11 protein-coding genes are annotated in these 11,370 nt (G+C 62.9%); 8 read left to right on the top strand and 3 right to left on the bottom strand.

All coding sequences use genetic code 11. The features are described from left to right. Nucleotides 1-222 precede the first annotated feature (222 nt). Complete coding sequence (locus tag MOV74_RS19085) at nt 223-675, top strand: LysR family transcriptional regulator substrate-binding protein (protein ID WP_246925579.1); 453 nt, start codon at nt 223-225, stop codon at nt 673-675. A 291-nt stretch (nt 676-966) separates the two neighbouring features. On the opposite strand, the gene MOV74_RS19080 is transcribed toward MOV74_RS19085, so the two are convergent. Further along, the gene (locus MOV74_RS19080) at nt 967-1,611 is read right to left on the bottom strand and encodes a TetR/AcrR family transcriptional regulator (RefSeq protein WP_246925577.1); all 645 of its coding nucleotides are present in this window, start codon (nt 1,609-1,611) and stop codon (nt 967-969) included. Between the two features lie 245 nt (nt 1,612-1,856). Between MOV74_RS19080 and MOV74_RS19075 the strand changes: the two genes are divergently transcribed. The 7 genes from MOV74_RS19075 to MOV74_RS19045 are packed head-to-tail and all read left to right on the top strand — an operon-like array spanning nt 1,857 to nt 9,872. Further along, complete coding sequence (locus MOV74_RS19075) at nt 1,857-3,170, top strand: NAD(P)/FAD-dependent oxidoreductase (protein WP_246925575.1); 1,314 nt, start codon at nt 1,857-1,859, stop codon at nt 3,168-3,170. Nucleotides 3,171-3,173: 3 nt separating this feature from the next. Then, nucleotides 3,174-4,028, top strand: coding sequence for an ABC transporter ATP-binding protein (locus tag MOV74_RS19070; RefSeq protein WP_246925573.1), 855 nt, complete (start codon nt 3,174-3,176; stop codon nt 4,026-4,028). Continuing rightward, a complete protein-coding gene (locus MOV74_RS19065; protein WP_246925571.1) occupies nt 4,025-4,819 on the top strand; it encodes an ABC transporter ATP-binding protein in 795 nt (264 codons plus the stop codon). The genes MOV74_RS19070 and MOV74_RS19065 overlap by 4 nt, the downstream gene beginning before the upstream one ends. Beyond that, entirely contained in the window at nt 4,819-6,753 is a 1,935-nt protein-coding gene (locus MOV74_RS19060; protein WP_246925569.1) for a long-chain fatty acid--CoA ligase, read from the top strand. The genes MOV74_RS19065 and MOV74_RS19060 overlap by 1 nt, the downstream gene beginning before the upstream one ends. Further along, on the top strand, nt 6,754-7,626 hold the full coding sequence (locus tag MOV74_RS19055; protein ID WP_246925565.1) for a branched-chain amino acid ABC transporter permease: 873 nt from the start codon (nt 6,754-6,756) through the stop codon (nt 7,624-7,626). A gap of 4 nt (nt 7,627-7,630) precedes the next feature. Continuing rightward, a complete protein-coding gene (locus MOV74_RS19050) occupies nt 7,631-8,677 on the top strand; it encodes a branched-chain amino acid ABC transporter permease (protein WP_246925562.1) in 1,047 nt (348 codons plus the stop codon). Nucleotides 8,678-8,711: 34 nt separating this feature from the next. After that, complete coding sequence (locus MOV74_RS19045) at nt 8,712-9,872, top strand: ABC transporter substrate-binding protein (RefSeq protein ID WP_246925559.1); 1,161 nt, start codon at nt 8,712-8,714, stop codon at nt 9,870-9,872. A gap of 33 nt (nt 9,873-9,905) precedes the next feature. On the opposite strand, the gene MOV74_RS19040 is transcribed toward MOV74_RS19045, so the two are convergent. Beyond that, nucleotides 9,906-11,090, bottom strand: a complete 1,185-nt coding sequence (locus MOV74_RS19040; protein WP_246925557.1) for an enoyl-CoA hydratase-related protein — start codon at nt 11,088-11,090, stop codon at nt 9,906-9,908. 29 nt (nt 11,091-11,119) lie between these two features. Next, nucleotides 11,120-11,370, bottom strand: a 251-nt coding sequence (locus tag MOV74_RS19035) for an acyl-CoA dehydrogenase family protein (protein ID WP_258719538.1), incomplete at its 5' end; no start/stop codon positions are given.

Below are 11,370 nucleotides of genomic sequence, written 5' to 3'. Positions count from 1 at the left end.
ATGCGGCTGCGGCGGCCATGGGCCGCCGCCACGCCGTGACCTGAGACCGCCAGGGGATGAGTTATGGCTTCTTCTTGTTTGCTTCGACAATCGTCACCCAAGAGTCATGGCTTGCCGCCACGAACTTCGCATACTCCGCGGGGGTGGACGTCGGGCTGATCTTCACGCCAAACTCCTTGAAGCGCTCCTCGGTGGCCGGTTCGCGCAACGCCGCCAGGGCTGTTGTCCGACCTGGATGCCAGCCTGGAAGAAGCTGCTCGCTCGGTGAAAGGCCAGTCGGGCACTCTGACCGTTGCCATGGTCGCAACAATTACCGCGTCAGTCCTGCCCGATATTCTGTCTTCATTCGGCAAAGCCTACCCGCACGTTCTGCTATATGTCCGCGACGGCACTGCTTCGAGCGTGGTCAATCTTGTCGAGCAGGGAAACGCCGATTTCGGCATTACGACACAGTTGACCTTTGGCAATGCGATTCATGCCGCATCCATGGGATGGTACGACTTCCGTCTGATAATCTCGACCAAGCTGAAGAGGACTCTCGGCATCAAGGACAAAGTTTCCTGGAAGGACGTAGCTGATTTCCACGTGGTGGGCCTCCTGCCGCGATTCAGAGACCACGTCGCGCTTCTGGGTAGGGTGAAATGCGGACAGCTCATAGGCTGCGCTGAAAACTAGACCGCGGCAGTGAGCGGCTCGTACGCTGTAAAATAGCCGATCGGATGGCGGCTGGGTCTGAGACGCTTTGAGGATGGCGAAGGCACGAGCCGAATCACGGTCGGCGTGCGCAGAGCTGCTTTCCTGAAATATCCCAGCTGTAGCCGGTGGGCGTACTTGAGATACAAAGTACCGTGTGGACGCCGAAACTCGTCGGCGTCATAGCCTCCCGCCTTCCGATGCCGGCAAGTCCTCAAGCGCGAGTTGCGTGGACGGCTGTGAGAAGCCAGACGCGGCGTAAAAGCCGGAGTTTTACGAGGCTGACTTGGCAGAGCGCGCGGACGTCGCGGGATGCCGTGACACAACGGGACTCGCGATCCCATACAGGAATTGATCCACGATCATGTCCGCGAACTCGGCCGGTCCAATCCCTCCCTTGGGATCATACCAGGTATGGCTGAAGTTCAGCGTGCCAAAGAGCATCATGGCGTAGACCTTCCGCGTCCGCTTGACGATCTTCCCCTGATTGTCGAGCTGGAGAAGCAGGCCGGAAACCAGATCGACAATCTGGCGCTCAAGAGACTTGATCGTCTGTTGATCGTCTTCAGAGAGGAACGTCAGATCGTTGAGGATCAGGCGTTGTTCTTGCGGCGAACGCGCGTTGAGATCGACGATGGCGCGGATCGCTGCCCGGAACTGATCGGCCGTCGATTCATGCCTTGCGATCGCGTTCTCGACGTCCGCAATCATCTGGCGTACGTGCTCGTCCAGAATTGCGAACAGGATCGCTTCCTTCGATTCGAAGTAGTGATACAGCGCGCCGCGGGACAGCTTGCAGGCTTCGGCGAGATCGGCGATCGAGGCACGCATATAGCCGTGTTCGGCGAACAGGCCGCGGGCCGCCACGATGATTCCGCGGTGGATGTCGTCGTAGTTCTCAGAGCGCGTCCGCGCCATCGGCCTCTCTCGCTCAAGACGAACGCCACCGAATCCGGCGACTTCCGCTCCTCTATACAACCGCTTCGGCCATCGCGCTCAGCTTGTGGACACAAGTCCACCAGAACTCTAGCCGCGGCGCCCGAAAGTTTGATCCAGATCAAAAAATAATTTGAACGGCCGGTCGGATTATAATATCGTCCTATCTCGTCAGGCAAGCAATTCAGGCACGCGGGACCAACCCAGCGGCATCAGGGAGGTTGTGCGTGGACAGTCGGAAGGTCGATGCTGTCGTGATCGGGGCCGGCGCCGGCGGCCTGTGCGCTGCGGCGCGGCTGGCGCATGCCGGGCTCTACACGGTCCTGGTCGATGATCACGACAGGCTAGGCGGCCGCGCCTCAACCGAGGAGATCGACGGCTTCAAGATCAATATCGGCGCGATCGCGATCGAGTTCGGTGGCGTGTTCGAGGAGACGTTTCGCACCGTCGGCGCCCCGCTCAACATTCGCGCGCCGGAGCCGGCAAGCTCCTTCTTCATCGACGGCAAGCTGATCGATGTCGGCCGCGGCGGCTGGTCGCTCCTGCTCGGGCAACTGACCAAGCAGGCCTCCCGCATCCTCGAGAAATTTGCCGACGCCCGCTCAGGCAATCTGCCCGATGGCCGGCAATCCACCGAGGACTGGCTGAAGGGCTACACCAGCAACGCCACCGTGCATGCGCTCTTCCGCAATCTTTGTGCTGCGATCTTCGCCTGCAACGCCGCCGAACTGCCGGCTCGCGCCTTCCTCACCTATTTTACCAGCAAGGGCGCCTTCAAGAAGTTCGGCTTCTGCCCGGAGGGAACGGTCGGCGTCTGGAACAGCCTTGCGACGGCGGTCAGGCGCAATGGCGAGGTCTGGCTCAGCACACCGGCTACCCAAATCCACACGGCGGACGGACAAGTGAGCGGCGTGACCCTGCTCCGGGACGGCAAGCCGACGCGGATCGACACCGATCTCGTCGTCAGCAATGCCGGGCCGAAGGCAACCGTCGCGCTTGCCGGCGAAGCCGCCTTCCCCGCTGATTATGTCACCCGGGTCAGGAACGACCTCCGTCCGGCCGCCAACATCGTCATCAATGTCGCGAGCCGCGAGCCGCTGCTGAACCACCCCGGCATCGTGACGTTCGGCAAGACGCGCCGGTTGTGCAACATGGCGAACCTCTCCGCCACTTGCCCCGAGCTCGCGCCGCCCGGCTGGCATCTCTATGTTGCCTATGCCGTGCCGGTTCCCGCGCTCGGCGAGTTCGACTCCGATGCCGAGATCGCGCTTGCACTGACGGATCTCCGCGAACAATTCAGCAATTTCGATCAGGCCAAACTCCTCTCCATCCGCGTGATGCGCGACGACTGGCCGGCGCAACGGAGCTGCGCCGGCTATGACCTGCCGCGCGAGACCGGCATCGAGGGCCTGTGGTGCGTCGGCGATGCGGTCAAGCAATATGGCAATGGCGGCACGCAGGCCTGCGCCGAGACGGCGAAGATCGTGACCGACGCCATCCTCGCAACGCGGCCGCCCGCGGCCCAGGCGAGCCGGATCTGACCGATGCCGACCACGATCCGAACCCCGACCTCCTCCCCCGCGACGCAAGCGATGCCCGCGCCGGATTGCCTGCTGGAATTCCGCAACATCCGCATCGTCTACGACAACGCGATCGAAGCCATTCGCGACGTCTCGATTGCGGTGCCCGAAGGCGGCATCGTCGCCCTGCTCGGCTCCAACGGCGCCGGCAAGTCAACGCTGCTCAAAGCCATGTCCGGCATCCTCTACACCGAGGAGGGCGTGATCGAGAACGGCAGCATCCGCTTCGGTGGCGAGGACGTGCATCAGCTCCGGCCCGACGAGCTGGTACGCCGCGGCATCGTGCAAGTACCCGAGGGCCGTCGTGTCTTTGCTGCGCTGACGATCGACGAAAATCTCCAGATGGGAGGCTACACGAGGACCGGTGCGGAGGCGCGCGAGCGTCGCGAAAAGGTATTCACGTTGTTTCCGCGACTCTACGAACGGCGCGACCAGATCGCCGGCTACATGTCCGGCGGGGAACAGCAGATGCTCGCGATCGGCCGCGCACTCATGACCGATCCGGTCCTGCTCGCACTCGACGAGCCGTCGCTGGGGCTCGCGCCGCTGATCATCGACCGCATCTACGAGGTGATCGCCCGCCTGCGCGACGAATTGAAGATGACGGTGCTGCTGGTCGAGCAGAACGCGCAGCGTGCGCTCGATATCGCCGATTATGGCTACATTCTCGAAACGGGGCGCGTCGTGCTCGACGGCACCGCCAGGAAGCTCACGGCCAATGAGGATGTCCAGGAATTCTACCTCGGCGTCTCCTCGGCCGGCCGCAAAAGCTTGCGCGAGGTCAAACACTACAAGCGTCGCAAGCGGTGGCTGTCGTGACCGCGCTCCTTAAGGTCGAAAACCTCAGCAAGCGTTTCGGCGGCCTCCAGGCCATCGCCGACGTCAGCCTCACGGTCGCGCCCGGCGAGATCTGCAGCGTGATCGGCCCGAACGGCGCTGGCAAGACCACCCTGTTCAACATGATATCCGGCGTGCTGCGGCCGAGCGGCGGTCTGATCGTATTCGACGGGGTCGACGTTTCAACCATCTCGCCCTGGCGGTTTGCCGCCGCCGGGATCGGCCGCACCTTCCAGAACCTCGCCCTGTTCAAGCACGGTACCGTGGTCGAGAACATCCTGACCGGCCGCCACACCCATCTACGTTCCAACGTGCTTGATGCCGTCATCTTCTTTGGCCGTAGCCGCAGCGAGGAGATCGCGGCGCGGCAACGGGTCGAGCACATCATCGAATTCCTCGAGATCGAGCATGTCAGAGACGCCGTCGTCGGGACGCTGTCCTACGGCCAGCAGAAGCGCGTCGAGCTTGCGCGCGCGCTCGCTTCGGAGCCCAAGATCCTGCTGCTCGACGAGATGGTCTCGGGCATGAACCAGGAGGAGACGGAGGACATCGCCCGTTTCGTGCTCGACATACGGGACGAGCTCGGCATCACCGTACTGATGATCGAGCATGAGATGCGGATCGTCATGGACATCTCCGACCGCGTCCACGTGCTCAATTTTGGCCGCAAGATTGCCGAAGGCACACCCGACGAGATCAGACACCATCCAGCCGTCGCCGAAGCCTATCTCGGCGGCAAACGTCCCGGCGCAATTGCACAGGCGGGATCGTGATGTCGACGCTCGACAGCCTCCGCTCCGCGCTTCCGCCGCTCCAGGCGGCCGCCACCCGCAGCGCGCCCGCAAGTGATGTGGCGACCTTTCGTGCCTCGCTCCGGGATGGTGCCATCACCATTCCGCAGATGCTGAGACACCGTGCCGCCGTGCATGGCGAGGCACGGGCCTTGCGCGAAAAGGATTACGGCATCTGGAACCCTTACTCCTGGCGCCACTATTACGAGACGGCGCGTGCCGTGGCGTTAGGCCTGCTGTCGCTCGGCATCAAGGCCGGCGATCGCATCGCCATCGCCGGCGAGAATACGCCGGAATGGTTTTACGCCGATCTCGGCGCGCAGATGATCGGGGCCGTGACCGTCGGCATCTATCCGACCAATCCCTGGGTCGAGCTGCAATATATCGTCAAGCATTCCGGCGCCCGTGTTGTCGTCACCGGCGACCAGGAGCAGACCGATAAAGTGCTGGACGCCATGGCCAACAATGGCGGACTGCCCGATGTCGAGGCCATCGTCTGCATCGACATGAAGGGCCTGCGGCACTACCGACAGTCGGCGCTGATGTCGTTCGAGACCCTGTGCCAGCGCGGCTTTGCCCATGCGCGTGAGACTCCGGACGCGAACGCGGCACTCGACCGCCTGATCTCGCAAGGCGCGCCCGACGACGTCTGCATCCTGGTCTACACTTCCGGCACAACCGGCCCGCCCAAGGGCGCGATGCTGACACATCGCAATCTCGTCTACGCCGCCTACACTTACGCCGAAGCTGTCGGCATCGCGGATAGGCCGTTCGAGGCCGTCAGCTATCTGCCGCTGTGCCACGTCGCAGAGCGCTGCTACGGCATGGTGACGCATCTGGTGCTCGGCGGCACGGTGAGCTTTGCCGAATCGATCGACACCGTCGCCACCAATATCCGCGAGATCGCGCCGACTTTCTTCGTCGGCGTACCGCGCATCTACGAGAAGCTGCAACAGGGCTTTCTGTTTCGGCTCGGCGAAAGCGGAAGGCTGCGGCAAGGCCTGACCAGGGCTTGCCTCACCTGGGGTCGCTCGCTTTCCGACCGCAGGCAGGCAGGCAAGCAAAGCTTCATCGATCGGGCCGCTTACGGCCTACTCTATCTCCTGATGTTCCGGAATCTGCAGCGTCACCTCGGCTTCGCCTATAGCCGTCATCGGCTCTGCGCAGGCGCATCGATCTCGCCTGAGACCCTGCGCTTTTTCGACATTATCGGCCGACCGGTCTCGCAGGGCTATGGGCTCACCGAAAGCGGCGGCGTCGCCTTCGTCCAGTCGGCGAGCCACCACCGGATCGGTGGCTGCGGCCTGCCGCTTCCGCGGACCGAGTGGAAGCTCGATGACGACGGCGAGATCCTGCTGCGCAATCCTGGTGTGTTCAAGGGCTACTTCCTCGACGAAAAGGCCTCGACGGCTTCGCTCGAGAACGGCGGCTGGCTGCGCACCGGCGACATCGTCGAGGTGCTCGACAATGGCGAGATCGCCGTGGTCGACCGCAAGAAGGCCATCATCATCACCGCGGGTGGAAAGAACATCGCACCCTCCGAGATCGAGAACGCGCTGAAGGATTCCGAATTCGTCAAGGAGGCCATCGTGGTCGGCGAGGCCAAGAAGTATCTCGGCGCCATCATCCAAATCGACTACGACAATGTCGGCCGTTGGGCGCGCGACCGGGCGCTGGCCTACACCAACTACAAATCGCTGTCGCAGCTCCCCGAAGTGCACGAGCTGGTGGAGCGCATCGTTGGCGAGACCAACAAGCGCTTTGCCCGGGTCGAGAACGTCAGGCGGTTCGCCATCCTGGAGAAGGAGCTCGACCATGACGACGGCGAGCTGACCGCCACGCAAAAGGTGCGCCGCGCCATGATCGAGAAGAAGTTTGCGCGCGAGCTCGCCATCATCTATCCGGCGGAGGGCTGAATGCAGTATCTCCTGCAGCTTTTGATCTCGGGTCTCGCAATCGGCGCGATCTACGGCCTGATCGCGATGGGCTTTGCCGTCATCTACAAATCGACCGGGCTGGTCAATTTCGCGCAAGGCGAGATGACCATGATCACCGCCTATATCGCCTGGACCATCTCGACCAGCGTCAACGGGAATGTCGTCGTGGTCGCGTTCGGCGCCATCCTCGCCGCGATCCTGCTCGGCCTGATCATCGAGCGCGTCGTGATGCGGCCGATGTTGGGCGAGCCGGTGTTCGCGACCGTGATGGTGACCATCGGGCTGGCGGTGATCCTGCGCTCGGCGATCAACTTCATCTGGGACGCCTATCCGCACGGCTTGGACGTCGGAATGGGTCGCGACATCGTTCGCTTCGGCGGCATCGGCGTCCGCACTGGCCAGATAGCTGTCATTGCGACGTTGCTGGCGCTGCTGACGGCGATCTGGGCGTTCTTCCGCTACAGCAAGATGGGGATCGCGATGCGCGCGGTCGCGGCCGACGATCGCACCGCCTTGCTGATGGGCATCAGCGCCAGCCGCGTTCACGCGTTGGCCTGGGCGGCCTCGTCGGTCATCGCCGGCATCGGCGGCGTGTTCTTCGCCCTTTCATACGATCTGTCACCGGCCATGTTCCAGCTCGGGCTCAAGGCGTTTCCAGCCACCATTTTGGGCGGGCTCGACGCCGTTCTCGGCTCCGGCCTCGGTGGCCTGCTCATCGGCATCACCGAAAATCTCGCCGGCGGCTATCTCGGCTCCGGCATGAAGGAAATCGCGGGCTTCGCGATGATCATCGTCGTGCTGATGATCCGCCCGTTCGGCATGTTCGGCGAACGCGACATCGAGAGGGTCTAGGACGATGCGCACCGGCGACTACAAGCAGACCTATGGCGAGCTCGTCGCCCTGATCGATTCTCCGCCGATTTGGCTGTGGTCGGCGGTGTTGTTGATGGCGCTGATCGCCGCGCCTTACGCCTTGAACGCTTATGCGCTGTCGTTCCTGATGATTATCCTGATCACGGTGACCGGCGCGCTCGGCCTCAACATCCTGACCGGCTATACCGGTCTGATCTCGCTCGGCCATGTCGGCTTCCTCGTCACCGGCGCCTATGCCTATGCCATCCTGACGGCGAAATATCATCTGCCACCGCTGATCGGCTTCCTCGGCGCGGGGCTCGTGCCGGCGCTGGCCAGCTTGATCGTCGGTGCGCCGTCGCTGCGCCTGAAGGGCCTTTACCTCGCGATCACGACGCTCGCCTTCTCGTTCATCATCAACACGGTAATCCTGGAGATGCGCTGGCTCACCAATGGCGCCCGCGGCCTCTCCGTACAGCGACCGGAGATTCTTGGCATCAGCTTCGACAGCGACGCAGCCTTCACTTACCTTTGCCTTGGCGTCGCCACGCTGACGCTGTTTGCCACACTCAACATTCGCCGCAGCCGGGTCGGCCGGGCTTTTGTCGCGATCCGCGACAACGACACCGCGGCCCGTGTCATGGGCATCAACCTGCATGCCTACAAGCTGCTTGCCTTCGTCACGTCGGCCTTCATTACCGGCCTCGCCGGTGCTCTCTACGGTATCTATCTCTCCTTCGTCAGCGTCGAAGGCTTTCCGTTCCTGCTGTCGATCGAGGCTCTGGCGATCCTGATCGTCGGCGGGCTCGGGTCGGCGCTCGGCGCCGTGCTCGGCACCGTTCTGATCGTTTTGCTTCCCGAGGCTGCACGCCTCGTCTTCAGCTTCTTCAGCGCGCAGCTCGACGCGGTGTTTACGACCGGCGCACAGGAGCTGAAGAGCATGCTCTACGGCCTCGTCATCATCCTGTTCCTACGCTTCCAACCGCGCGGGCTGGTCGGTGCCTGGCACGACATCAGGCGCGCATGGGTGAACTGGCCGCTGCGTTACTGACAAAAGAAGATCAAAACTGGAGGGAGGACGGACAATGAGAAATCATCTGACTACCGCGTCAATCCTGCTCGCGACGACCTTGCTGGCGGGCGGCGGTGCATTTGCCGCTGAGCCCGGGATCACCGATACCGAGATCCTGATCGGCGATGTCGAACCGCTCACCGGCCCGCCGGCGCTACTCGGCGTCGCCGCCTCGATCGGTCACAAGATCGCGATCGCGGAAGCCAACAATGCCGGTGGTATCAACGGCCGCAAGATCAAGTACGTGTTGGAGGATGACGGCTACGTCACCGCGCGCACCATCCAGGGCGTCAAGAAGGTGATCGAGGTCGACAAGGTCTTTGCCATGCTTGGCATGTCCGGCTCTGGCCAGTCGATCGCCGTGATGCCCGTACTCGAGAAGTCGGGCATCCCGACCGTGATCGACGTCGCGCCGGTCAAGCTGTTGTGGGAGCCGCCGCGCAAGAACGTATTCGTCGTCGGCCAGTCCTACGAGGAAGGCATCATCCATCTCGTCAACTACCTCGCGGAGAAGAACCCCGGCAAGAAATGGGGTCTCATCACGCAGGACGACGACTACGGCATCACGGTGCGCGACGGCTTCGATTCCGTGGTCAAGTCGAAGAAACTGAACGTCGTCTACAGCGGCAATTACAAGAAGGGCCAGCAGGATTTCTCGTCTGACATGCTCCAGCTGAAGGATTCCGGCGCCGAAGTGTTCCTGGCCGGCGGCATCATCGCGGAGAACATCGCGATGATGAAGGAGCTCGAGAAGCTCAACGTCAAGCCAGTGACGGGCATCTTCTGGCCCGGCCGCATCGAGCCGGTGCTCAAGCTGATGGGGCCGGCCGGCGACGGCATCTTCGCGGTGGACTATGTCGAGCCCTTTGCCGGCGAGGCCGGCAAGGCGTTCCTCGAGAAAGCAAAGCCGCTTGTGTCGGAAGCCGAGTTCAAGGGGATCAATCGCTACACGATGAGTGGTTATGCCGCGGCCAAGGTTCTGATCGCGGCGATCGAACGTTGCGGCAAGCAGCCGACCTGGGCCTGTACGATCAGCGAGTTGGAGAAGACCAAGAATGTCGAGACCGGTGTGATGGCTCCGATCAGCTTCGGACCCGGCATCCGCTTCTCGAACCAGAAGCTGCAGATCATGCAGGCCGACACCGCGACGCTCAGCTTTAAGCCGGTGAAGTGATGACCGCCAGCGGATGGCCGAGGCAGCGCCCGGTCATCCGCCTTTAAAGACGGGCCGACGCCTGGCTGCGAAGGCGGCGATACCCTCGCGCGCATCGTCGGAGCGGCTCGCGTCGACGATCGATTGCATTTCGGCTTCGAGTTGAGCGCCGAGGCTCGTTTCAAAGGACTGCCGCAGCATACGCCGCATGGCCCCAAAGGCCCGCGTCGGCCCCGCCGCCAGTTCGCGGGCAACCGCGATTGCTTCCGCTTCCACCGAATCGTCCGACACGAGGCGGGAGACCAGGCCAAATTCCAAGGCTTCCTGCGCCGACAATCGGCGGTTCAGCAGGAACAGTTCCTGCGCCCGCCGCATGCCAACCATCCGCGGCAAGAACCAGGTGTTGCCACCGTCGGAGGTCAAACCCAACGCGCCATATCCGAGAGCAAAGCGCGCGTCGGTGGACGCAATGACGATATCCGCAATGTAGAGGAGGCCCAATCCGCCTCCGGCCGCGGCGCCGCGCACCGCCACAACGACTGGTGCATCGATGCTCGTCAAGCGATCGATGGCGCGATGATAACCATCGATCATGCGACGAAGCTTGCCCGGCAGCTCGGCCGACGGCGTGCTGGCAAAGAGATTGACATCCCCTCCCATGGTAAAGTTTGGTCCGTTTCCCGAAATCAGGACGGCGCGCAAGCCGGCGGTCTCGGCAATTCGCGTTGAAGCCTCTTCAAGATCCGCGGCCATCTCTTCATTGATGGCGTTGCCCTGGTCGGGCCGATTTAGCCGAAGCGTTGCAACACCATCTGCGATGTCGAGGAGGACAGTCTTGAACGGGCTCGCAGCATCATGCCAGCGGGCCGTATCGGTATATTGCTCGAGGCGCGTGATGCGATCACCCTCAAACGTGATGAGGTGCGCAAAAGAGGCGTCGAGAGAGGCTCCTCCATGCCTGCCCTCGCCACGATACCGGCCTGTCACAAGCAGGCACGCCTCTCCGACCTCGAGAAAGCGCTCCGGCTCCGCACGTGCCGCAAAGTGCCGGGCGATCGCTCCCCACCCGTTGCGGCGCATCTCAGAAGAGCCCTCGTGCCGGCCACCAATCCCGAAGGGCATTCCCTCCGCGATCTCGCCAACGAAATCCAGGTGGAGCAAAGTCTCAAGCTGCTCCCTGTTTCCTGCAGCCAGGGCCGCGTAGAGCGCCCGCGCGATGTCGGAACGAGCCTTTTGCATTGACCTTCCTCCCCGCAAGATCGACCGAGCTACATCCGCTTCGCGACTTCTTCCAGCATGACCTCGGTGGCGCCGCCGCCGATGGTCAGCACGCGCGCGTCCCGAACCATGCGCTCGATCGGCGTCCCGAGCATGAAGCCGCTGCCGCCGTGCAACTGCAGGCAACCATGCACGACCTCGTGCAGCACCTCGGGCGACAGCGCCTTGACCATCGACACTTCGCGCAAGCAGGGCTGCCCGGCCGCGGCGAGCTCGGCGGCGTGATAGGCAAGCTGGCGCG

Source organism: Bradyrhizobium sp. SHOUNA76, assembly GCF_023006445.1.
In the GTDB taxonomy this organism is placed as follows: Bacteria; Pseudomonadota; Alphaproteobacteria; order Rhizobiales; family Xanthobacteraceae; genus Bradyrhizobium.
Note: the sequence above shows the minus strand (reverse complement) of the source record. Positions and strands in the feature narration are given on the sequence as shown.